Source organism: Algoriphagus sp. 4150, from assembly GCF_031457395.1.
Lineage (GTDB): Bacteria > Bacteroidota > Bacteroidia > Cytophagales > Cyclobacteriaceae > Algoriphagus.
The window spans coordinates 39,223-64,267 of sequence record NZ_JAVDWS010000001.1 but is presented as its reverse complement, the minus strand read 5'-3'; the positions used below and the strand labels follow the sequence as shown (position 1 = coordinate 64,267).

The window sequence follows — 25,045 nt, the reverse complement described above, 5'->3', positions numbered from 1 at the left end:
GCAGGTCGAAAAATCAATAATCTAAAGAAAACCACCGAACGTTTTTGTCCGCTTACGGTCAATGCCTCCTTAAGGGTAAAGTAAATACTTCAGTCTCATTTTCTTATACTCAGATAGCTCCGGTTCCCAACCAGCTCTGATGGTTTCCATAGGCACATCATCAATTATCTGTTGCCTGAAATCTCCACGTCCAATCTGAATTTCGATGTTGTTCATCTGATTGCTCAACTTAGAATCAAAAAACTTCTCTTTTTCCGGACTGGCTTTGTAAAGTTCTCTTATCCATTCAAAATTGATTTGACCACTCTTCCTTAAAAGTTCTGTATCATACTGACGCAAGTCGATTCCATAGCACACTTCATCCATAAAAATGGGAGTCTCAGCCATCCCTTTTATACCTATGGGCGTAAAACTGAAGTCGTAAATATCTTTATAAGCCGGGCTGCCCAATACTGTAAAGGGGAAATAAGTTCCCCTCCCATGGTTCACGTAAACGCCCTCAAACATACAGAGGCTAGGATATAGCAAAACTGACTGTTCAGTGTTCAAATTCGGAGAAGGACTTACAGGCAGAACATAACGCATATCGTGTTCATAGTTGGCTACCGGTATCACTTTGATATCCGCTTTCACATTATTAGCCAACCAGCCTTCTCCATTGGCCATCAAAGCAAATTCACCCACAGTGAGTCCGTGGGACATCGGAATCGGGAACATACCAATACCTGATTTATACTCCATATCAAGTACAGGACCATCTATTAAATATCCATTGGGATTTGGTCTGTCCAAGATCAATAAGCGTTTGTTATGTGCTTCACAAGCTTCCATTAAACGGGCCAAGGCATTTATATTAGTGTAAAATCTAACACCCACATCCTGTAGATCATAGATCAAAATATCCACATCCTGCAAATCTTGCTTGCTGGGTTTATTCTTTTTTCCATATAAAGATATGATGGGAATTCCCGTCCGCTCGTCTATGGAATTAACCACTTTGGCACCGGCGCTGGCATCACCTCTAAAGCCGTGCTCCGGTCCAAAAACCTTTACAAGGTTAATCCCCAACTTTTGTAGACTATCCACCAAATGGGTTTTGCCAATGACTGATGTCTGATTTGCCAATACCGCGACCCTTTTCCCTTCCAATAATGGCAGATATAGGTCGGTTTGCTCAGCGCCCGTTTTTATTTCTTGGCCAGGTTCTTCGATTTGAATTGCATGAAGTTTTGTTGTGTAAAAACACAGCAACATACCTAGTGCATAACGTAAAATGGGTTTCATATTCTTTGTGAAATGGGTTATGCTTATCCCAAAAGTAATGATGGTATTGCTTTTAGGAAATCCGGTCAAGATTTAAAATCATCCCGCAAAAGCCAAATGATTCTACTGCTTTCTTTATGACTTTTGTGGTAAAGAACAAAAACTTCAAGGTCTCCTAAGCCGCCGTTTGTGTCGTCACAAACGGCTTAAGTTTTAATCCCGAACACGGCAAGTAGACTGCAAATATGTATGTATGCTTCCATTTCCAGGGGGTAAGGCTATGTGGCTATTGTGTTTCTATATGGTTAAAAACCAAAACCTTCAAGACTTACTATAAATTTCACTATTAAGCAGTATCGATAATGTTAAGGTGATTTTCTCTCTTACTTTTTGAAGGCAAAAAGTAACAAAAACCTTCGTCGCAGCAAAGCTTCTCCCCGCAGACCAGCCGTCTGGCCCGCTGCTGCGACCTCCTCCCCGCATTCACACTAAACCAAGGTGGTAAAATCTGAACTGTTTTGTGTAGGTAGTAGAGAAGGGAGGTCAGGTAAGCACCACTTCGCCGTTTGGTCATCACAAATCCGCGCCGCCATCTGTGTCATCACAGACGGCTTCAACCCGTTTGTAGCGACACGAATGGCTTAAGCTAATTCAAAACTAACAGACAGCAGATAATACTTTTCAAAAAATCCCTTTACGTACTTCTTTGCTTTCTTTATGACTTTGTGGTAAAAAACAGAATCTTCGAGGTCTCCTAAGCCGCCGTTCGTATCATCACCGATGGCTTAAGCTAATCCGAAACAGCAGACGAAAAAACTGCAATTAGGACTCCACTTCCGTGAAAAAACTATGTGGCTATTGTCTTTCTATGTGGTTAGAAATCCCTTTACGTACTTCTTTGCTTAAAGGTTGAAAAGCTGATTGAAAAAATCCAAGTACTGCCGGGCAACTTTATCCATTCGGAAATTTTGGGAAACAAAGCTTGATGCCTTTTCTCCCAGTTGAATTCTCAGCTTAGGATTATCAAAAAGTACTGTGATTTTTTGGCAAAACGCATCCACAGATCGATTCGGAATCAAAAAGCCTGTTTCACCATCAATAAGGCATTCTCTAATCCCTCCTATCTCAGATGCTATAGTAGGAACTCTAAAATGGGCCGCTTCGAGAACAACTCCCGGCAAGCCTTCTGTATCCGAAGTAAGCACAAGGATATCAGCAGCAGCCAGGTAAGATGATACGTCTTGTTGGTAACCATGGAAAAAGATGTTTGGTGTCGGATGCCGGATGTCAGATGCTAGCTCCGGTGTAGGCGATATGTATTGGCTACTCCCTACTGACAAGGTCTCATTTGAAGTTTCTTGATTCTTAGCTCTAGGCTCTTGATTCTTGATACCTGTTGCTTGATACTCCAAATCACCTCTCAGTGGCCCGTCCCCTACTACCAATGCTTTGAGATTGGGGTGAGTTAGGGAGAGCTGATGGACAATGCTGATAAATTTATCAGGTCGTTTCTGAGCAGTAAGATTTCCCAGAAAAAGCAGTACTTCATCTTTATCACCCAGCCCCAATTCCTTTCTTGCCTCCTTCCTACTGAGTGCTTTTTCAAATTTCTTCGGATCAACTACCCGATGAATAACCGTAGCAGGCTTTTTGAACTTATAATGACGGATCATAGAATCCAGAGATGCCCGGCTGACTCCTATTGTGCCATCCAATTGGGGAATCACTAGTTTTTTATAGTACCAATGGGTGAATTTCCCGGGGTTCCAAAATTCTGCGGTATCAATCACCCGGCTGATCCACTTTACTTTTTTTGGAAAAAAGCGCTTGATCGCTGCTCCATATTTAAGCGTACGGGAGCCATTGAGCAGGACAATATCCGGTTGGATTCGTTTGATTTCGACTATAAGTCTATAGAGAAGAGGAGGTTGGAGTGTCGGTATTTTTTCAAAAATATGCCCTTGATCAAACCCTAAGACCTTATCTTGATTTCTGATCTTTACCGAAGAAGCATTTTCATCCGGCTTATACAGATAGAATCTATAGGTCTGAATTTCCCCCATTTGATCTAATGCATCGGTCAATTCCACTATAAAAACCTGGGCACCGCGTCGGATGGGAGAAGTATCAAGAAATAGAATCTTCATCTGAGGATCACCATTCTACTTCTTGTGCTTTTGATATACCTTATGCAAAACTGCCTCATATTCCTTAGCGATCTTTTCTATATCAAACCGCTCCATAGCTACTTCTCTGGCTTTAGCCCCAAGCTTGGCCATTTCCTCAGGATGTTCTATGGCGTGGATCATTTTTTCCGCTAAGGATTGGATGTTTTTCACGGGAAAAACCAAAGCCGATTCCTGATCTTTGACCGCTTCCAAATTCATGGGAATATCCGATGCTATTATTGGAATACCGGCCATCATCGCTTCTACCAACGCGCCTGAAAAGCCTTCGTAATGTGAGGGGAAAACGAACACCCCATAATCTTTAAGTCTAACTTGAGGATCAATGACAACTCCCTTTAAAGCAACATTATCCTGCAACTTCAACTTAACAATTCTTTCTTTCAATATATTTTCAAGAGGTCCTTCCCCAAATATATCCATCGAGATAAACGGGAACTTTTGCTTTACCAAAGCAACTGCCTCCAATATGTCTAAAAATCCCTTTCTCTCTAACAACCTGCCGTAGGTTACAAATTTCAAAGAGTTCACAGGTCTTCTTTTCATTTCATCTGTTATGGATCTTCCCCTATAAACGACTGAAACTTTGGAGGAAGAAATCCCCAAGGTTTTATTATGGGAATTCACCAAACATGTCGCATTTGAAATCCAATGGACCGGGATGTTCGACGTCCATCTATCAAGCATCCAAAATACGCGGAACTTCCAGAAACCATTTCCCTTATTTTCTTGGATCCGAAAAGAATTATAGCTGTCGTTCACTAATGTTCCTACGAGAGGTATATCATTAATCTTTGAAATTGCCCTAGTCAATAAATTAGCTCTCATCAATGAAGAAACCATGATATCCGGTTGATCCTTTCTTACTAATTCATTTAGTTTCCTGAGTGCATTAAAAAAATCATACTTACCTCTCAAATCCAAAAACTCCAAGGATATTCCGGCAGACAGATATTCTTCCCTAAGATCGTGGCCAGCATATAAATAAACCACCTTGCAGTCACTCTCCTCGGAAAAAAGCGGCAATAGCTGCAACATGCTTTTTTCTGTTCCTGCATTGGCTAAGGTGTCTTGAATAAAGAGGATTTTCACTTGTAAAAACCTTTATTTCCAAAACATTGATGAATGCTTATGGCCTGTTGTAGCGGAAAAAGCTCAAAAATAATGGCTAGAAGAGAAGTTTTTATGTTTAAAGGCGACTTTTTCAGCATCAATCTAGCTTCCTTTTTCATTCCTGAATAATAGCAAATCCACATCGTTTTATGATACCAAAATTTCTTAAAACGTATATCTGAGTTTATGATTTCTTCATACTTCTTAATCATTATAAGGTATGAATTTGCCTGGTTTGTTTTATCCTTTCTTACAGATTCGGAAGAATTTAAAGTATAGTTAATAAAATGGCCTGGGATTGGAAAACCTTTAAAATTTTGAGATATTCGCAACAGAAAATCTCTATCGACGGAAGCCTTTAAACTCTCATCAAATAGCCCAGTTTTGGATAATACATGACTCCGAATTGCCAATCCAAAATTAGTTCCTATTCGCAATTCATTAAAAAACTCTAATCCCGGTTGTGTAAAGGTTGGGTGCCAATGGCGTTTGCCTTGAAACTCACCATTATTAAAGAGATTTATCCCTGTCCAAAAAAAGTCAAAATCTCCATTCTTCTGAGCACTTTTATATAATTCATCTAAATAAAATTTCTCAAAAGTATCATCGCTATCCAAAAACACAATTATTTTTCCTTGGGAATTATTAATTCCAACATTACGTGCTACTGCATTTCCTGAATTATTTGAAAGCTTAATAGATTTAATAGAATCTCCATATTCATTTAAAACAGTCGTCGTCTCATCTTTAGAGTTATCATCAATAACAAGTAACTCAAAATCCCGATAATTTTGATTCAAAACGCTGTCCACTGCATTTTTTATACAATATGCCCTGTTATAGGTTGGGATAATAACTGAGAATTCAGGTATTTTCAATTCGCCAAATTTTAGTAGTTGTAATTTTCATGTTATATGGAGATACTCCTGAAAAAGTACAACTAGGATATTTCTCCATTGCCAAATGTATATTTGAATAATCGCTTCTCTCAGCGTTATCCAATATCAGAAAGCTTCCTGTAGAAAGTAATGGAAATGAGTACCTAAATGTGATTTCTCTATCAATACCATCTAGCAATATCAAATTGACTTTTGGATCCTTAAAATAGAGGTATTCATCTTGATACACAGCAGAATAAGGCAATATTTTCACATTTATAAAGCCTTTTTGTCCTAATTGTTGAAGAACTAATTCTCTCCAACTATTATCATGTTCAAAAGAAGTTACAAATTGACAATGTTTTGCAAAAAAAACAGTAGAAGAACCTGATCCAAACTCTAGTATATTCCAATCTTCTTGTACATTCTTCTTTAACCAACTTATTGCTCCATAAGTGAGCCATGGATATTTTCTCGTAAAAGGAAAATTGATTAAAGAACAAATCCAATGCACAAAGTACTTTCTTAAAAATGGATCTTCTCTTAAAAAAGAATTCACCTTTCCTAGATTTTTATATATATTTCTAATTCGCATACTTTTTTATTGGCAAAAAAAATCATAAGCTATCCATAAACTTTCCCCACAACGAAAGGAAAATAGCTTATAATATATCGCAAATACACCTTTAAATTTAACGGAGCTATCTTTATGCTAGGCAAAAACCATTTTCTGCTATTTGAATACATTTTCAGTTTTAAACAACTAACTACCAAGATCTGAAATAAACTCCGTTTATTCTTTTTGAACTGGCTAAAAAAAATCTGGTGTTTATTTAGTAAATATTCTATTGAATCTATTTTATTTGACAAAATACTGTTTCCGCCTTTTTCATTCTGAAGATATACTAAATTAACATTATCAGTATAAGTAAATTCTAAATCAAAGAATTGCATTCTAATAAGCATGTCTGTATTTTCAGAGAATTTCAACTTCTCATCATACCCTCCTAATTCCCAAAAAACATTTTTCTCAACCAAAAAGCTCCCAGGAATAGGTAATCCCCAATCCATTCCAGATTTTCTTAATCTTTTGGATGGTATTTCGACTTTCGTTGTACCCAAATGGAGTTTCCTGACTTCAATTCCACAAAATACAACATGAACCTTAGTTGTAATGCAAACTAAGTCCCAAAAATCAAAAAGCCAATTCGTTTCAACCAAATCATCACTATCCAAAAAAACCAGATATTTACCATTTGCCATTGATGCCCCATAGTTTCTTGCAGCAGAAACACCTTTGTTTTCTTGATAAAAATAGAAAATCCTATTATCCTTCAAATATGGCTTTATCACCTCCTTAGTATCATCTCCACTCCCATCATCCACTACAATCAACTCCCAATCTTCATAGGTCTGGTTCAGCACACTTTGAATTGCATTGGGCAATACATGTGAACGGTTGTAAGTTGGAATGATTACACTAATCGTGGGCATAGGTGTTTTTTATTCTATCCAACGCTTTTTTCTTGAAAAACCAGTTCAAAAAATAATTAGAATAGAAATACCCCCTTCTAATCCAATGGTTTGTATAATTTTTACTTTTTTGTCTCCAAATTCTGGTATATAGCTCATTTACTTCAAAGCCTTCAAGATGTTTCAAACCTATATTATCTATTTGAACCCCAATCATTTTTATATGAGTCATCCAGCTTCTTTGTGTAATACTATTTTTAGAATGTCTTCTAATTACAGCTACTGGATTTTGCCATTCGGCGGCATAAAAATTACCTATTCGCATTAATCTATTCCAAAGCTCAGAGTCTTCGTGAAGCTTTAACCTTTCATCAAAGCATTTTCCTTTTTTCAAAAAATGCGTTTTAATGGTTATACTATTTGTATGGAATAAAACTGCTTGATTTTCAATTTTCTTCTGATAAAAGCCCATAGGGTCCTGAGGCTTTCCCCGAAGGGGATTTGGATCCGATTTAATTCCATACCGTTTTTCAGCATTGCCAAGATCTTCCTCCAAAATGGCACAAGAGTAAGCTACATCTACATCAGGATAGTTTTCAAAGATCATCTTATCTTTTTGAAAGCGATGAGGTAAATACCAATCATCTGCATCTAAAAAGGCGATAAAATCGCAATTTGATTTTTCGATTCCCAGATTCCTACTGGCACTTATTCCTTCATTCTTCCCCTCTGAATGTTGAAATACTGATATTTTAGCATATTGATCCTTCAATCTCATACAAACCTCTAAGCTGTGATCCGGCGATCCGTCATCAATAAGTAAAACCTCAGCTACCTCAGGTAGGTGAACAGCTGATTCTACAGCTTGTTCAATGAATTCCGCCACGTTATAAATAGGAATTATAACAGAAACCTTGAATTCATTCATTCTTAATCAGATTTGTAAATATTATTAATTCCAGTTTCTAAACTAGTCTTCATTTTCCAACCAGTTTTTGTTTTCATTTTTTCAGATGATATATTTACAGGCACATCAATTTTTGAAGCATCTCCTATCTTGTTGTCAATGGATGCATATTGACCGGTCACTTTGAAAATAGTATCAAGAATGTTTTGGATGGTATGAGTCTGTCCAGAAGATAAGTTGTAAACTCCCTCAGTTTGATTATGGATTAATAGTATTACTGCATTCACAAAATCATCAACAAACAAATAATCTTTTGAGGTGGTCAACGATACCCAAATATCGGTTGATCTATTTCTAACAACATTATTTACCAAGGTGCTAATCAAACCCTGCTTACCGATGTCGTGATTTTTCTTACCGTAGATATTTGATGGTCTTAAAATCAAGGCTTTAATTCCAAATAAATGCTTGTAGTATAATATATAATCTTCCATGGTAGATTTGACTATTCCATAGGAAGAAATTGGAGATTTCGGATGGTCTTCAACTATTGGCTTTCCATTACCAACTCCATAAACTGCCCCACCTGAAGAGCAGAAAAGTAGATATTTTTCAGTATTTTCCTTTAAAAAATTTAATACAGGAATCAGTGGTAATAGGTTTGATTTAATGTCATGGGATGGGTCTATATAAGATGACTTAGGGTTAGTGGTTGATACAAAATGATAAATATGGTCTGCCCATTCCAAATGAACTCTAAGCGTCTCAAAATCTTCTATATAACCTCTTGCAGCTTCAATTCCTTCTGATTTCTTAACTTTCTCGGCAGAAGGAGAATAAATACGCACATGATAAATTCTTTTTGATAAATTTTCTGCTAAAGCACTTCCCAAAAAACCGGTTCCACCTAAAATCAAGACTTTTATCATAATGTTACAGCCCAATTTGTTTTTTTATAAACCACAGATGCACCTTAGGCTCGAAAAATCTGAAAACAAACGGACCCTTTAAAAAAATTAAATAAGAAAACACACCTTCTTTCTGCCTATCCGAGCATATAACTTTCCATTTCCTATACAGAAATCTACTTAAATATATCTTATCAAAACCAAGTTTGATGACTTTTTGATAAAAGACCATAAAAAAAGAAGCCACTCGTTTCATTTCTTCACTGCTGCTTTTATCAATTTCCCTTTTAAATATTTTTAAATAAATGTTTTCTTGATCCTTGTTTATCTTTATTCCCAAATGATCCAAATATTCAGTTTTAGCATTAAAAGATGAGTTTTTATTCCCTTCCACAAAAACTTTGGTGTATTGCAGATCATGTTTTCTATATAAAATTCCCACATCCTTGAGATTTGCCAATTCCCCCTTGAAAGAGAGATTCACCCATAGACCAAAATCTTCCGCATGAAAATACTTCATATCATATTTTAGATCATTTTGAATTAATGTATCTCTACGGATCATCACAACTGGATGAATAAAAGGAGAACCGAAAAACAAAAATGTTCTAATTTGGAAATCTTTTTCAGGCAACTCTATTTTTTGCTCTGTGCCAAGAACCAGTCCCTGCATCCCACAAATTACCACCTTCGGATTTTTTTCCAAGAAAATCACTTGCTTTGAAAATCGTTCCGGCAGAGAAATATCATCTTGATCCATCCTGGCAATGTATTTTCCCTGAGCTGCATCAAGTCCTCTATTCAGACTACCTATCAAGCCCAAGTTAACTTCATTCTCGATGTAGCGAATCCTTTCATCATCGAATAGCCCGATTACTGATTTAGAATCGTCAGGAGAAGCATCATTGACCAAGATCAATTCAAAGTGGGAGTAACTCTGGTCAAGAATACTTTGGATAGCTTCTTTCAAGTATTTTTCTCCTTTATAAATGGGAAGTACCACGGACACCAAAGGATTATTTTTGCTTTCTTCCAAAATAGCGTAGACTTTTAATTATTCCTTTAATATAAAATCCAAGCCCTACTCTACCTGATCTGATGCGCCGGATTTGATTCTCTAAATTTTCAATTCGCCGAATCTTCTGATCCCAGAAATCCGGCAATACAATATCGATGCAATTAGCTTTAGGGATATCCAACTCATTCTTAGAGAACAGCAATATATTTTGTCTGTACCATGGCTCTATCTTTTGGTCTTTCCAAAATACCAGTCGAAATGGATCATACACATGGTATCCATGTCTCTTGAACTTTGCTTCCCAATAGCTTGGCCATTGTTCATTGATATGATTTTGACCACCTTGTCCCGGAATAGCAGCAGAAAAAATCACGGTATCCGCATGCCTACAAATACTCTCTACAAAAATATCGGCTGAGGAGGCTTTCAAATGCTCCGCAACTTCCACGGAAATAGCCAAATCAAATTTTCTTTTCAGATCAAATGGTTTTTCCAAGTCACAGGATTTAAAATCATCAGAATCAATATGTTTATAGAGTAAATCCCTATCAACATAATCCCCATCTATTCCCATTAAATCCTTTACCCCAAATTGAGAAAATATATTCAGCCATGTTCCAATTCCACACCCTACATCCAAGACTGATCTTGGTTTTATCCATTTTATGATTTCGGGAATAATGATACTGGAAGCTTCAGTATTGTGAACCTTTTCATTATGTACGTATGCCGTATTATTCATAAACCTCTTCAATGAATTTCCAATCAAAAAATTTATCAATCGATCCTATATTCTTGGGGTCTGGTTTTTGGGTATATTTCTTATTTGAAACATACTCAAATATCAATGTATCCAGCTTTACATCATAATCACCTATTGAATCCCCCAGCCATACAGAAATTTTATATATCCCAGAATGCAATTCCGGATTATTCACAACTGCTTCAAATATCCCTTTTTTAGTTTTATTTGGTATTGATTTCGATTTATGAAACCTTGGATTTGATCCAAAAACAGGACTGCCAAACTGATTGTAGACAACAATCCCTATTGAAGGTTCATTTAAAAGAAAAGGACTCTCAAAAACTACACGAAATTTTAATTCATTGTCACTTTGAAATAACTTTACCTCCAAAATAGATGGTTTCACTAAATCAGAAGTAAAGGTTATTTCTGATTTTAATGCCAATTTGCCCATATATCTTTCAAGACCACCCTGTACATCTCCTTTTATATCAACTGTTCCTCTATCTAAAACTAAGACAGACTGGCATAGTGAATTAATTGCATCCATTTGATGACTCACAAAAAGCACCGTCCTTCCTTGATTTTTACTTACATCTTCCATCTTCCCTAAGCACTTTTGTTGGAATTCATAATCCCCCACAGCAAGTACCTCATCGATAATCAAAATCTCGGGCTCCAGATGGGCGGCCACGGAAAAGCCCAATCGTACTTTCATTCCGGATGAGTAGAACTTGACCGGTGTGTCGATAAATTTCTCCACTCCGGAAAAATCGATGATCTCATCCAGCTTGGAATCAATTTCTTTGCGGGTCATTCCAAGAATGGTCCCGTTCATATAGATATTTTCTCTTCCTGAGAGCTCTGGATGAAAACCGGTTCCTACCTCAAGAAGGGAAGCCACTCGACCATGAATTTCTATTCTGCCTGAAGTAGGCTCGGTAATTTGAGAAAGTATCTTTAGCAGGGTAGATTTTCCCGCTCCGTTTTTGCCGATGATTCCAAGCACTTCCCCCTCTTTCACTTCAAAGTTGACATCCTTTAATGCCCAAAAAACTGATTCATCCTCTACTCCAAATCGACTCATCTCACGAAGTCGCTTTAGATTCTGCCAAGGGGATTTAATCAGATTAGCCACTTGACCCGCTAGAGTTTCGGCTTGTTTTTCTTTTAGTCCAATTCGGTAGCGTTTAGAAAGGTTCTCTACTTTTATTACTGTTTTAGACATTACCGGTTAGGGAGGAAAGGGATAGGGGGGGGTAAAGGTTAAGGGTTTAAAAGATTAAGGGTTAATAGGTTAAAGATTAAGAGTTTAAAGGGTTAATAGGTTAAAGGTTAAAAATGGGTACGGGACTTACTTCTTGTCTCTAGAATCTTGCTTCTTGATACTTTTTGCTTTACTCTAATGTAAATGAGATTGCTTCTTCGTTCGTACCTCACTTATCGCAATGACGAACCTTGACTCTAGAATCTTGATACTTGATACTGTAAGGGTTAAGGGGTTAAAAGTTTAAAGGTTAAAACCGATGTCAGGGATTCTCTACTGAGCGTACCGGTGATTTCAGATTATCATCGACTCAACTTTCTTCTTGTCTCCTGATTCTTGTCTCTAGAATCTCGCTTCTTGATACTTTTTGCTTTACTCTAATGTAAATGAGATTGCTTCTTCGTTCGTACCTCACTTATCGCAATGACGGACCTTGGCTCTAGAATCTTGATACTTGATACTGTAAGGGTTAAGGGGTTAAAAGATTAAGGATTAAAGGTTAAAAATGGGCATGGGAATTAATACTGAATATGCCAGTCATTTCAGATTATCATCGACTCAACTTTCTTCTTGTCTCTTACTTCTTGTCTCTAGAATCTCGCTTCATCTTGATACTTTTTGCTTTACTCTAATGTAAATGAGATTGCTTCTTCGTTCGTACCTCACTTATCGCAATGACGGACCTTGGCTCTAGAATCTTGCTTCTTGATACTTGCTACTAAAAAAAACAGCTTCGCCCGCTCAGTCCCTTTTAGAACTTTCCAATGACTGAGTAATAAATTTACTCGGTAAGTTTAGAAATGCAAATAATTGCCAAGAAAGTTGGAAGTTGGGATGCTGATTTGTTAAATGGTTAATTTGTTAAGGGTTAATGGACAACTTTAAAGCCGCGCTCTTTGCGTTTTCCTTTGCGACCTTGGCGGTTAAACCTTTTACAAGTCCAGCTTCCGGAGAAGCAGGACAACCTTAAAGCCGCGCTCTTTGCGCTTTCCTTTGCGGACTTTGTGGTTAAAACCTTTTACAAGTCCAGCTTCCGGAGAAGCAGGTCAACTCTAAAGCAGCGCTCTTTGCGCTTTCCTTTGCGACCTTGGCGGTTAAACCTTTTACAAGTCCAGCTCCGAAGACGAAGGACAACTTTAAGCTGCGCTCTTTGCGTTTTCCTTTGTGGACTTTGTGGTTAAATCTTTTACAAGTCCAGCTTCCGGAGAAGCAGGTCAACTCTAAAGCAGCGCTCTTTGCGTTTTCCTTTGCGACCTTGGCGGTTAAAACCTTTTACAAGTCCAGCTTCCGGAGAAGCAGGTCAACTCTAAAGCAGCGCTCTTTGCGTTTTCCTTTGCGGACTTTGTGGTTAAAACCTCATTATTCCACAATTGATCCGCCAATCATACCTCCGAAATTGGCTTTTTCGCTATTTTTGCGGCTCAAATACTTATCCAATATGTCTATTGCCAGCAAATACGATCCGGCAGCTACCGAAGCCAAGTGGTACGCCTACTGGATGGAGCACAAGCTTTTTTCTTCGAAAGTTGACCCGAATAAAGAACCTTACACCATCGTAATCCCTCCGCCAAACGTCACAGGCGTCTTGCACATGGGACATATGCTGAACAATACCATCCAGGATGTACTGATCCGCCGCGCCAGAATGCAGGGTAAAAATGCTTGCTGGGTTCCCGGAACAGATCATGCTTCGATCGCTACGGAAACAAAAGTGGTGAACTTGCTGAAAGAACAGGGAATAGACAAAAAGTCCCTGACCCGCGAGAAATTCCTGGAACATGCCTGGGAATGGAAAGAAAAATACGGAGGGATTATCCTGGAACAACTCAAAAAGTTAGGAGCTTCCTGCGATTGGGACCGAACGGCTTTCACCATGGATGAAGGACTGAGCGATGCGGTGATTTCCGTGTTTGTGGACCTCCACAAAAAAGGCAAAATCTACCGTGGCATCCGTATGGTCAACTGGGATCCTAAAGGAAAAACTGCCCTGTCTGACGACGAGGTGATCACCAAGGAAATTGCATCCAAACTATATTACATCAACTACAGGATCGAAGGATCGGAGAATGAATTCCTTACCATCGCTACCACCCGACCGGAGACTATCATGGCCGATGTGGCGATCTGCGTCAATCCAAATGATCCACGATTTACTCACTTAAAGGGCAAAAAAGCCATTATTCCATTGATCGACCGTGCCATCCCGATCATCGAGGATGAGTATGTGGATATGGAGTTCGGTACAGGCTGCCTGAAAGTGACTCCTGCACATGATATCAATGATTACGAACTTGGACTGAAGCACAAGCTTGAGGTAATCGACATCCTAAACGATGACGGAACACTGAATGAAAAAGCTCAGATTCTAGTAGGAGAAGATCGCTTTGTCGCCAGAAAAATGATAGGAAAGCGTCTAAAGGAAATCGATCAGTTGGAGAAAATCGAAGATTACAAATCCAATGTGGGCCATTCGGAAAGAACGGATGCGGTGATCGAGCCAAAACTTTCCTTACAATGGTTCCTGAAAATGGACGAAATCACCAAGCCGGCACTTAGCTCCGTGATGGATGATGTGATCCAGTTATACCCCCCAAAATTCAAGAACATGTACCGCTCTTGGATGGAAAATGTGCGCGACTGGTGTATTTCCCGTCAGCTTTGGTGGGGACATAGAATCCCGGCTTATCACCTTCCAAATGGGGAGTTTGTAGTCGCAAAAACTGCTGAGGAAGCCTTGGCCATTGCCAATGAGAAATTTGACGGCAAATTCACCTTATCGGATTTACAGCAGGACGAAGATGTTTTGGACACCTGGTTCAGCTCCTGGCTTTGGCCAATATCTGTTTTCGATCCGGAGGTCTTCACCACCGGCAAGCCGAATGAAGAACTGAAATACTACTTCCCTACCAATGACTTGGTAACTGCTCCGGAGATTTTGTTCTTCTGGGTAGCACGGATGATCATTGCCGGATACGAGTACATGGGTGAAAAGCCTTTCAAAAACGTGTACCTAACCGGAATCGTACGGGATAAACTGGGCAGAAAGATGTCCAAATCTCTGGGCAACTCCCCTGACCCGCTGGATCTGATAGCACAGAACGGAGCTGATGGGGTACGTACCGGAATGCTGTTCTCCTCTCCTGCCGGCAATGATTTGCCTTATGATGACAAGTTGGTGGAGCAGGGAAGAAACTTTGCCAATAAAATCTGGAATGCGTTCCGTCTGGTAAAAGGCTGGGAAATCGATCCGAATCTGGACGGTTCGTCCAATGCTTCAAGTATAGAATGGTTTGAAAACCGATTCAACCAAGCCTTGGTAGAGATCAATGAACATTATGAGAAATTCAGAATTTCCGATGCGTTGATGACTACCTACAAGTTGGTTTGGGGAGACTTCTGCTCCTGGTACCTGGAGATGATCAAGCCCGAATATCAGCATCCAATCGATCAGGCGACCTATGATAAGACCATTGTGCTTTTCGAAGATATCCTGAAAATTCTTCATCCATTTATGCCGTTTATCTCCGAAGAACTATGGCATCAGATTAAGGAAAGATCAGTGGAAGAATCTCTGATATTAGCCTCTTGGCCTGAAGCAAAAGGGTTTGACACCAAGATTATCGAGGAAGCCAATCAGGTCTTTGAGGTGGTCTCCCAAGTAAGGAATCTCCGTGCATCCAAAGGCATGTCACCGAAAGAATCCCTTGACTTAACCATCAATGCCAAAAACGAAGGGTTATATGGTCGATTCGAAGCAGTTTTGAATAAGCTGGCCAATCTTTCTTCTCTTAATTTCGGCGAGAAAGTAGCCAATTCGATCAGCTTTGTGGTGAAGTCTGACGAGTGCTTTGTCCCTATGGGTGACTCGATCAATGTAGAAGAGGAAAAAGAGAATATCCGGAAGGAGATTGATTACACCAAAGGGTTCTTGAATTCAGTGATGAAAAAACTCAGCAACGAGCGGTTTGTGGCCGGAGCTCCTGCACAGGTTATAGAAATGGAGCGTAAAAAGCAAGCTGATGCGGAAGGCAAAATCAAGGCTTTGGAGGAGAGTTTGGAGAAGCTGGGATAATAAAGCCGGTCTCCCGCAAAGTGCAAAGGCGCAAAGTCTGAGTTTGTTTTCTCGCGGCGGCGTGGCGTTGAATCTTCGTGTTGTATTGAAAAACTTAAAGGTCCAAACTATGTAAAGTCCTGCTTCCGGAGAAGCAGGACAACTTTAAAGCTGTGTTCACTGTATTTCCCTCGGCTGTTCGTGACACGAAGAGCGGCGAAGGTTGGGCCTTTTACAATGGACTCTCTGCGGATCCGGCTAAAAAATCTTAGGTTGGACACCCTTCAGGGTCCTTTTAACACACTTAAATACTTTTACCAGGGGTTGCACCCCTGGCTATTGAAATGTTTGATCCCTTCAGGATCACCTTTGTGTTATCCTTTGCGAACTTTATGGTTAAACCCCTATATAAGTCCAGCTTCTGAGAAGCAGGTATTTTCTGAAATTAAAGATTTTGCATATCTTTGTTAAGATGCAAAATCATCTAAAAAATGAACTACGCAATATCATTTCAGGAAAGAGTGAAGTTAGGTTTGGAGCAACTATCCAAGCAGTTGCCAATTACCTTAGAGATGGCACGGATTCAAGCCCAAAAACTCAAGATGCAAAGCAAATCAGAGAACAAGAAACAAAGAGGCTAGAAAAATTAGTTTTTGAAAAAAACCTTTGGATTAATAGTATTGATTTTTCCCTATACGTAAGCGAAGGTGCCGAGCAAAGAGTGTTTCTGAAAGATTCTGATCATGTTCTCAAACTAAATGATGCCATTTATTACGCTTGCTGGTTAGATTATTTCCATAACTTACTTTTTCACAACTTCTTTTTTCCGGATACAGCATACGAACTCCTTGGTTTTACAGAGGATAACAACACACTTTATGCGGTAGTTAAGCAGTCTTATGTTGCCATCACTCAACCTACTGATTTGAAACAAGTAAAAATCTTTCTTGAATCAAATGGTTTTATTAATAATCGCAACCATGATTATTTCAATCCTGATTTAGGCATCATTTTAGAAGATTTACATGATGAAAATGTCTTGACAAGAAACGACATTTTATATTTCATAGATACAGTATTTTATACAACAAAGGAGTTTTGGTTAAAGGAATAAAACTATTTACGACTAACCATTAATAAGCTGTTCGTGAGGCAAACGGTGGCGTAAGCACTTTGTAAATCCCGCAAAGGCGCGAGGGCGCAAAGTTTGAGGTTGTTTTCTCGCGGCGGTGCGGCGTTGAATGTCCGTGTAGTTTTGGAAAGCTTGAAGGTTGAAACTTCAATTTTACCAGAAGAAACAGGACAACTTTAAAGCCGTGCTCTTTGCGTTTTCCTCCGTGGACTTCGTGGTTTAAATTCAAAAACAAAAGTCTGAGTTTGTTTTCTCGCGGCTGCGCGGCGTTGAATGTCCGTGTAGTTTTGGAAAGCTTGAAGGTCCAAACTTCTATTCTATAAATTGGTAATTCCTCTTATCAGAAATATGTAAAGTCCTGCTTCTGGAGAAGTAGGACAACTTTAAAGCTGTGTTCACTGTATTTCCCTCGGCTGTTCGTGAGGACACGAACAGCGGCGGAGGAAGCAGTAGAACTCTAAAGCCGCGCTCTTTGCGTTTCCCTCTGTGGACTTGGCGGTTAAACCCTTCGACTTTCATGCCTTCGGCAGACTGGCTGCTCAGGGTGACAATCCTCTTTCAATGGACTCTCCGCGGATCCGGCTAAAAAATTTTAAGTTGGACACCTTTCAGGGTCCTTGTTATAAACTCAAATGCTTTTACCAGGGGTTGCACCCCCGGCTATTGAAATGTTTGATCCCTTCAGGATCACAAATCAATTTTGGAAAACACATTTCTGGAGAAGCTGTTCGTGATGACACGAACAGCGGCGAAAACAGTGATCTCAGCGTTTTCCTCAGCGACCTTGCGGTTAAATCTTCCAAGCCGGGCTTTCGGAGAAGCAGGACAACCGTGTCCTCTGCGCAAACCTTTGTAAACTCTGAGGTTTACAAAAAACACCCTTGAATTAGAACTTTACAAACGGTGATGAAAGTAGCATGTAATCATTTAAAAGATCAGCGCACATCAGCGACTTTTTCTGCGCGTATCAGCGGGAACTATATTTATATGCCAGAAAAAAAATCCCGACTGAAATCAAATCCAGCCGGGCTTTTCCATAGCTATTTATACAGGGATTACGCTGCGTTTCTTGCTGCATTAATAATCCCAAACATACTTCTTAAGATCAATTTTTGAAGCACTTCTGTGGACTTGCCGGTTTCGAGAATTGTCTGAATAGCGTACTGCTGTACCGTAATTAAAGGCAATACAATACGCTCACGGATTTCTATTGATTTTTTAATGACTTTGTTGTCCCCCATCAGTTCATCCATTGAAGATACCTCTTTGAGCTTCTCTATTGATCTGAGGTACTCATCGTACATAATCTCCCAGAACTCACCATAGTTTTTATCCTGCTTCAGATAAGCCGTGGCCGGATAAAAGCACTTGGTGAGTGACTGCATGGAATTGCCCAGAAGTGCTCTAAAGAATAAGCTGTTGTTGTATAACTCTTTCAAGTCATTCAATTTCCCCCTCTTTTCCAAAACTTCCACCGCTGCTCCCACCCCGTAAAAACCGGGGATATTCTGCTTCATCTGAGCCCAGGATCCTACAAAAGGAATTGCCCTTAGATCTTCGAACTTCAAGCCTTCTCCCTTGCCTCTTTTTAATGGTCTGGAACCGATATTTGTCATACCGAAGTACTTGAGCGGTGTCACATGCTCCAAATAAGGAACAAATTTCGGGTGGCTTTTGAATTTCTTATAGGCTTCATATGCCTCTCCTGCCAGTTCATCGATCAATGCCCGCTGATCGGCATTTAGGTTTTTGTCTTCACCGGCGTAAAGATGATTCTCCAAACCTGCACTGAGAAGCTGCTCAAAATTGTAGGTACAGGAAGCCACTTTTCCATAATTAGCCGAAATAGTCTGCCCCTGAATGGTAATCTGAATCTCTGAATTCTCTACTTTCTCTCCCAAGGAAGCATAGAAGTTATGCATATTTCCCCCACCACGGGCAGGAGGCCCACCTCTACCGTCGAAGAAGACGACTTCTATCCCATTCTCCCGGGAGACTCTGGTCATCTCCTCTTTTGCTCGTAGAATAGACCAGTTGGCCTGTAAGTATCCACCATCCTTGGTTCCATCAGAGAAGCCAAGCATGATAGTCTGTTTATTTCCCCTGAATGCCAAATGCTCTTTGTACTCAGGAAGTTTGTAAAGACTGGTCATGATTTCAGGTGCTTCTGCCAAATCATCGATCGTCTCGAAAAGCGGCACAATGTCCAAAGGAAGATTTTCCTTGTCCGCACCCAGGGTCAGCTTTGCCAATTTGAAAACTTCCAACAGGTGCTTTCTGGATTGGCAATTGGAAATGATGTAGCGATTGAGAACTTCCTCGCCACTCTCCTTCTGTACTGAGTCTATCACACCCAATGACTGCAGTATCTCTTGGTTGAACTCGTCTTGAAATGAAGCTATTTCCGGGAGTTCTGTCAATGACAGAATTTGGGCAATCTGCTCATCTTCCGTACCCTCAAGTTTCTTACCCTGAAGCTGAAATATTTCGTCTATCAGCGTATCGTGCTTGCGGCTATCCTGACGCATATCCATGCATGCGAAATGAAAACCGAATATTTTTACTTTCAGAATAAACTGATCCAGCACATCCAAGAAAAGTCCTTCATGATAGGTGATCAAGCCTTCTCTGGCAGACAGAAGATCGGCAAGTAACTGATCCTTGGTCTTATAGACCGGATCGTTTTCAAATAAAGTAGCGTAAAGTCCACGTTCTATATTAATCAGAATTTCTTCCACGTGCTTGAAGGTCAGCCTTCTTCGGACCTTACGTACATCACGGTAATAACATTTTAGAACCCACTTTTTCAGGCGATCTGCCACTTGCTTGGTGATCGTATGTGTCACAAATGGATTGCCATCCCTGTCTCCGCCCGGCCAAAAGCCAACCTTCAGCAAGCCCGGATTCTCCCAATCATGAAGAGGGATATTCAAGGCTCCCAATAAGCGAATCATGATATCAGATATACTCTGATAGAATATATTTTCAAGAAACCATATCAAACTTATCGCTTCATCGTAAGGCGTTGGTTTCTCCCGTTTGGTAAACCCTGTCTTACCCAATTGCTGCAGCAATGAATTGATCTTACCTATGTCATCCGTACGGATTGCATTCTCCAGATCAGTGATAATGGCCAGGACATTGCCCGGATAAAATTGGGTTGGATGGGCAGTCAGCGTGAGACGCACGGAAAAAGTTTTCAATTTTTCGACAAGCTCTTCCCGCTTGTTGTCATTGTCTGTACGGTCTATCAAAGCTTTGATCGTACCCTTTCCATTCAGGTCATGGATCTTTTCATAGGCTGCATCTTCTATGGAGTCAAACAAAACGACCTGCCGCTCTACGTATTGTATCATCTGGAAAAGCAAATCAGATTGCTGGGATTCCGTAGAATCAGGCATTAATTCATCGAAAAACCCTGCAATAATTTCCTTGGGAGTCAATCCTTTCTGGAAACCATTCTGACATGCCGTCCCCAAAATCGGAAGCAAGGTTCCTGTCCGGTAAATGTCATTGAAGGGAAGATCCAAAAATAAACTGTTGTAAATCGTGAAGCGCTTGGCTACTTGGGTATCATAGGTTTTGTACATTATTCATCTTCCGTTTTAATGGATTAGCAAATTAGTGAAAATTCTAAAAACTGAAATAACTATTGAGTATTCATTAACAAATAATCTTATTTTCTTCCTTTTTATTAATCAAACAGGCAATTTATCGATAAAAACACAAAATCAACGTTTCAGATATTTCAATATCTTTCCAAGATGAAACAATCATTTTTACCTGCCATACTTCTCGCAATCTCTTTCGCCTGCGCATCCGAAAAAACAACTGAAATGACCGAAACACCCATTACCTATTCTTTTTTGGTAGGAACTTACACGGACGAAGAAAGTCAGGGCCTTAACCAAGTTGACTTTTCTCCATCAGAAAATAAACTGGAAGTACGTACTATTTTTCCCGGCATTCAAAACCCCTCCTTTGTAGTAGCTAACTCAGCAGGAGACAAGGTCTTCACGTTGGAAGAAATAGGCAATGTCCCGGGCGGAAATATAATCAGCTTGAGCCGCTCTATAGAAAATCAATCCCTTACCAAACTAAGCGAACTGCCCAGCTACGGTGATCATCCCTGCTACCTCGCGCTATCCCCAACAGAGGAGTTTTTGACCGTGGCAAACTACAGCGGTGGCAGTTTAAGTGCTTATAAGGTTGGCAAAGCAGCAGAATTAACACACCTTCAGACGATCCGGCATGAGGGAAGCAGTGTCAATAAAGCGAGGCAAAACTCTCCCCATGTTCACAGCACGGTATTTAGCCCGGATGGAAAATTCTTATTGGCAGCAGACCTTGGCACGGATCAGGTTTATGTATATGATTTTGACATGGATGCGCCTGAGCCGCTGACGTTGAACAACACGTATAAAGTCACTCCCGGCGATGGACCCCGACATCTGCTTTTTTCAGAAGATGGAAAAGAGCTCATGCTGGTCGAAGAGATGACAGCCATGCTCGATATATTCAGTTTTGACGCAGGAAAAATCAGTGCAAAACAGCGTATTTCCTTAGTCACGGATGGATTTGAAGGAGATGTAGGAGCAGCGGAAGTGAGATTGTCTCCCGATGGCAAAAACATTTATGTATCTAACCGTGGGGATGCAAACACGATTTCTGTAATCAGCAAAACGGCTTCCGGTGAATTCGACTTCACCCAGCAAATTTCCTCCGGGGGAATTATGCCAAGGAATTTCAATCTGACTGCAGATGGCAAGTATTTACTCTCCGCCCATCAGGCAAGCAATTATATTGTGGTTTTTGAACGGGACGAAGAAACAGGGAAACTAACCCAAACTTCCTGGAAAGTTGAAATCAACAAACCTGTTTACCTCTTCAGACTAGGCGATTAAGCAGGTTCCTCCCAAGCAATAGCCTGATTATAATGAATCTGACCCCGATCTATTTCCAAGGGGGATTCCAGATTATTCATATAGAGCTTTCCTGTACCCAGACCTTGGGGAATCTTTGTCTCCAAGCTATCGGCAAGCTGCGCGATGGCGTTCAGCCCAATAGTACTCTCCAAGGCCGAGGTCATCCACCAGCCAATACTTCTAGCCTCGGCAAGCTCAATCCATTCTTTGGTTTCCAATATCCCGCCAAGCAAAGTCGGCTTTAGTATGATATGCTGGGGCTCAATTTTATCAAGAAGTTCAGCTTTGCCCTTTACACCGATTAGTTCCTCATCCAGTGCTATAGGCAGTGGGGTAACTGCACATAGCTGCTTCATCGTATCCCAATTGCCCGCAGCAATCGGCTGCTCAATGCTATGCAAGTCGTACTGAGCCAAATGCTGAAGTTTGCCAAGTGCATCTTCCGTAGAAAAAGCACCATTTGCATCCACACGAAGTGTAACCTGATCTTTGGAAAATTTAGACCTGATGTAATCCAATAAATCCAATTCCTGCCGGAAGTCAATCGCACCTATTTTCATTTTGATGCAGTCAAATCCCTGCGCCAACTTTTCATTGATTTGCTCCAGCATAAAATCCTGATGCCCCATCCAGATTAGTCCGTTGATAGAAATAGCCTTTTCCCCATTATAAAAGCCGCTGCCAAGAATTTTCTTTTTACCTCCATTTATCAAATCCAGAATGGCCGTCTCCAAGGCAAAACGAATGCTGGGCAGCTCAAATGGAATTAACTCCCCTAACTGTCTCAGGACATCCGCTTCATTCTTTTCAAAGGATCTTCCCGACAGCCCTACCACTATTTCTCTGAGAACATGCTCAAAATCTTCCCTGTCGTCCAGGCTCAACTTCACCAAAGGCGCGGCTTCACCCCACCCCAGCAGTCCGGGACGCTCAGCATGGAAAGCTTTGATCCAAAACACATCTTTTGTTTTCAACACTCCTCTGGAGGTACCTGCGTCAAACTTAAAAACCAAAGTTCTTTTTACGTAGTCAAAGTTGATTTTGGAAGAGTCGGACATAGATTATGAAAGGTTTTGGAAGGTACTTGAAATGCCCATGAGAGAACCTTTCTCAAACAGGGGATGATTATCTGGGGCATTCCATCTGACCTTTGAAAAACAATTATAATCATATGAAATGAGTTGGGCTATATTTGCAGGCAGAATCACACCTATTTTATGCAGATCCCGGCAATTGATTTAACCGCGTACGAATATACATTACCCCCTGAAAAGATTGCGAAATTCCCCTTGGCAAAGCGGGATTCTTCGAAGCTATTGCATTACAAGGATGGTCAGATCTCCCATCTGGACTTTGGCCAAATTCCAGATTTACTTCCGGCAGACACCTTACTTGTCTACAATGACACCAAGGTCATCCCTGCACGGTTGATTTTCCAGCGGGAAACCGGCGCGAGAATAGAGATTTTCTTGCTTCAACCCATTGCTCCCACTACGATGATTCCCGAGATTATGCTTGCAAAGCATCCGGTAATCTGGGAAACCATGATAGGCAATGCCAAAAAATGGAAGGACGGAGAGGTGTTGAAAGGTTTGGTCCCGTTTCAGGATACTACGATCACACTTCAGGCCAGATTAATCGACAGGGAAGCACGTCAAGTGGAATTCTTCTGGGACAGTACAGAGGTGGCTTTTGTGGATGTAGTAGAGGCTAGTGGTGAGGTTCCACTTCCCCCTTACCTGAACCGTAAGCCTGTAGAGGAAGACAAATCACGGTATCAGACGGTATATTCGGAGAAAGAAGGCGCTGTAGCAGCCCCCACTGCAGGACTACATTTCACACCTGAGATTTTTGGTCAGTTGAAATCAAAAGGCATCATACAAGCGCAAGTCACCCTGCATGTAAGTGCCGGAACTTTTCAGCCGATCAAAGCAAAGGAGGTAACAGAGCATCCCATGCACAGTGAGCAAATCCATGTCAATCGGGAAACAATCGAACGGATCAGCTCGCACCTGGGCAAGGTGGTCACCGTAGGAACTACTTCTGTCCGTACGTTGGAAAGTTTGTATTGGTATGGTGTGAAATTACTCGAAGGAAAAGGCGAAGATTTGAAAATCGAAAAACTGTTTCCTTATGAAGAGCGAAAAAGTCTCCCTACTGCCCGGGAGTCCTATAAGGCCATTCTTGCATTAATGGATGCAAAAAGTCTGGAAACAATCATGGGTACCACAGAGATATTTATTTTCCCCGGATATGAATTTAAGGTAGTCAAAGGCCTTATCACCAATTTTCATCAGCCCGGGTCTACGTTAATCCTCTTGATTGCGACGATTCTTGGTGAAGATTGGAAGCGTGTCTATGGCGAAGCTTTGGCAAATGACTATAGATTCCTGAGCTATGGAGACAGCAGCTTACTGTGGATAGCTTAGTATTCCAAACCCAAAAACGGAACATACCGAAAGCAAATGAAATTTCAGTTTTTGAAGGTTTTGAAACTGAAATTCCCAAATTCGGAATAATCAATCTCTTTTACCATTAGAATCACTGCATTTGCAAATTCCTGCTTGCAGGCAAGAACCTCGTAAGCATAGGAGAGTTCATTGGTTTCCTGAATTTCTAAGGACCCAAAAAAGCGATGGAGTTCCTCTTGGGAATTAGACCGGATAGAGACGCATCCATGCTTGGAATCAGAATTCTCAATCAAAAAACTTGCGGTGGAAGTCTGGATTATCATAGAGTAGGCTTTTAATTAAAAGACAAATTTAGCTTCCACATATAAGATATATATACCCTGTACAGGGTATTTTTCAGGTTTCAGGAAACTAATTGTCAAATTATTTAATTTGATTTTCAGACCATTAGGCAAAAAAATTCAATCATTGAATTCCTATCTGTTAATGATTTGTTAAAATCTGATCAATTGACTTATATTTGCATCGATTTACGAGGTGGAATAGGCGAATAGATCGACCCCTTCTTAAAAAAAAACACCGAAAGGGAGTTTTTACAAATCGAAAAAAGCAAGCCAAATTAAAGTATCTAGAGAGTTGGGTGAGTGGCTTAAACCAGCAGTTTGCTAAACTGTCGTACGTGTCAAAGCGTACCGGGGGTTCGAATCCCCCACTCTCTACCGGTAAACCACTGAAAAACCGGCGAGTCAACAATCCTAAAAATTGTTG

At 40.3% G+C, this 25,045-nt stretch carries 18 protein-coding genes and 1 tRNA gene; 5 read left to right on the top strand and 14 right to left on the bottom strand.

Features of this window, described 5'->3' with window-relative positions:
* Positions 1 to 69 precede the first annotated feature (69 nt).
* The 11 genes from J2X69_RS00280 to J2X69_RS00230 form a co-directional block, all read right to left on the bottom strand.
* Positions 70 to 1,284, bottom strand: coding sequence for a DUF1343 domain-containing protein (locus tag J2X69_RS00280; RefSeq protein WP_310096672.1), 1,215 nt, complete (start codon positions 1,282 to 1,284; stop codon positions 70 to 72).
* Positions 1,285 to 2,165: 881 nt separating this feature from the next.
* Entirely contained in the window at positions 2,166 to 3,410 is a 1,245-nt protein-coding gene (locus J2X69_RS00275; RefSeq protein ID WP_310096671.1) for a glycosyltransferase family 4 protein, read from the bottom strand.
* Between the two features lie 15 nt (positions 3,411 to 3,425).
* Positions 3,426 to 4,541, bottom strand: a complete 1,116-nt coding sequence (locus J2X69_RS00270) for a glycosyltransferase family 4 protein (RefSeq protein ID WP_310096670.1) — start codon at positions 4,539 to 4,541, stop codon at positions 3,426 to 3,428.
* On the bottom strand, positions 4,538 to 5,440 hold the full coding sequence (locus J2X69_RS00265) for a glycosyltransferase family A protein (RefSeq protein WP_310096669.1): 903 nt from the start codon (positions 5,438 to 5,440) through the stop codon (positions 4,538 to 4,540). Before J2X69_RS00265 ends, J2X69_RS00270 begins: the two co-directional genes overlap by 4 nt.
* Complete coding sequence (locus J2X69_RS00260; protein ID WP_310096668.1) at positions 5,427 to 6,035, bottom strand: hypothetical protein; 609 nt, start codon at positions 6,033 to 6,035, stop codon at positions 5,427 to 5,429. Before J2X69_RS00260 ends, J2X69_RS00265 begins: the two co-directional genes overlap by 14 nt.
* 29 nt (positions 6,036 to 6,064) lie before the next feature.
* Positions 6,065 to 6,934, bottom strand: coding sequence for a glycosyltransferase family 2 protein (locus J2X69_RS00255; RefSeq protein WP_310096667.1), 870 nt, complete (start codon positions 6,932 to 6,934; stop codon positions 6,065 to 6,067).
* Complete coding sequence (locus J2X69_RS00250) at positions 6,921 to 7,841, bottom strand: glycosyltransferase family 2 protein (protein WP_310096666.1); 921 nt, start codon at positions 7,839 to 7,841, stop codon at positions 6,921 to 6,923. The genes J2X69_RS00255 and J2X69_RS00250 overlap by 14 nt, the downstream gene beginning before the upstream one ends.
* A gap of 2 nt (positions 7,842 to 7,843) precedes the next feature.
* Positions 7,844 to 8,749 carry an NAD-dependent epimerase/dehydratase family protein gene (locus tag J2X69_RS00245; protein WP_310096665.1) on the bottom strand — a complete coding sequence of 302 codons (906 nt, stop codon included), beginning with the start codon at positions 8,747 to 8,749 and terminating at the stop codon, positions 7,844 to 7,846.
* Between the two features lie 4 nt (positions 8,750 to 8,753).
* Positions 8,754 to 9,731, bottom strand: coding sequence for a glycosyltransferase (locus J2X69_RS00240; protein ID WP_310098425.1), 978 nt, complete (start codon positions 9,729 to 9,731; stop codon positions 8,754 to 8,756).
* Positions 9,732 to 9,744: 13 nt separating this feature from the next.
* Entirely contained in the window at positions 9,745 to 10,488 is a 744-nt protein-coding gene (locus J2X69_RS00235; protein ID WP_310096664.1) for a methyltransferase domain-containing protein, read from the bottom strand.
* Positions 10,481 to 11,719 (bottom strand): ABC transporter ATP-binding protein, encoded by a 1,239-nt coding sequence (locus J2X69_RS00230; RefSeq protein WP_310096663.1) that lies wholly within the window; start codon positions 11,717 to 11,719, stop codon positions 10,481 to 10,483. Before J2X69_RS00230 ends, J2X69_RS00235 begins: the two co-directional genes overlap by 8 nt.
* A gap of 1,477 nt (positions 11,720 to 13,196) precedes the next feature.
* Between J2X69_RS00230 and J2X69_RS00225 the strand changes: the two genes are divergently transcribed.
* Both J2X69_RS00225 and J2X69_RS00220 read left to right on the top strand, forming a co-directional pair.
* Positions 13,197 to 15,830, top strand: coding sequence for a valine--tRNA ligase (locus J2X69_RS00225; protein WP_310096662.1), 2,634 nt, complete (start codon positions 13,197 to 13,199; stop codon positions 15,828 to 15,830).
* Positions 15,831 to 16,281: 451 nt separating this feature from the next.
* The gene (locus J2X69_RS00220; protein WP_310096661.1) at positions 16,282 to 16,923 is read left to right on the top strand and encodes a hypothetical protein; all 642 of its coding nucleotides are present in this window, start codon (positions 16,282 to 16,284) and stop codon (positions 16,921 to 16,923) included.
* Between the two features lie 1,073 nt (positions 16,924 to 17,996).
* Here the strand turns inward: J2X69_RS00220 and J2X69_RS00215 are convergent.
* On the bottom strand, positions 17,997 to 20,531 hold the full coding sequence (locus J2X69_RS00215) for a phosphoenolpyruvate carboxylase (protein ID WP_310096660.1): 2,535 nt from the start codon (positions 20,529 to 20,531) through the stop codon (positions 17,997 to 17,999).
* A gap of 174 nt (positions 20,532 to 20,705) precedes the next feature.
* Between J2X69_RS00215 and J2X69_RS00210 the strand changes: the two genes are divergently transcribed.
* Entirely contained in the window at positions 20,706 to 21,845 is a 1,140-nt protein-coding gene (locus J2X69_RS00210; protein ID WP_310096659.1) for a lactonase family protein, read from the top strand.
* Here J2X69_RS00210 and J2X69_RS00205 read toward each other — a convergent pair.
* The gene (locus J2X69_RS00205) at positions 21,842 to 22,924 is read right to left on the bottom strand and encodes an o-succinylbenzoate synthase (protein ID WP_310096658.1); all 1,083 of its coding nucleotides are present in this window, start codon (positions 22,922 to 22,924) and stop codon (positions 21,842 to 21,844) included. The two genes, J2X69_RS00210 and J2X69_RS00205, sit on opposite strands and share 4 nt — an antisense overlap.
* A 159-nt stretch (positions 22,925 to 23,083) precedes the next feature.
* Here J2X69_RS00205 and J2X69_RS00200 point away from each other — a divergent pair, with 159 nt between their 5' ends.
* Positions 23,084 to 24,295, top strand: coding sequence for an S-adenosylmethionine:tRNA ribosyltransferase-isomerase (locus J2X69_RS00200; RefSeq protein WP_310096656.1), 1,212 nt, complete (start codon positions 23,084 to 23,086; stop codon positions 24,293 to 24,295).
* 44 nt (positions 24,296 to 24,339) lie between these two features.
* Here J2X69_RS00200 and J2X69_RS00195 read toward each other — a convergent pair whose 3' ends face one another.
* Complete coding sequence (locus J2X69_RS00195) at positions 24,340 to 24,600, bottom strand: hypothetical protein (protein ID WP_310096654.1); 261 nt, start codon at positions 24,598 to 24,600, stop codon at positions 24,340 to 24,342.
* A gap of 307 nt (positions 24,601 to 24,907) precedes the next feature.
* Between J2X69_RS00195 and J2X69_RS00190 the strand changes: the two genes are divergently transcribed.
* Positions 24,908 to 24,996 (top strand) — tRNA-Ser (locus J2X69_RS00190).
* Positions 24,997 to 25,045: the final 49 nt, after the last annotated feature.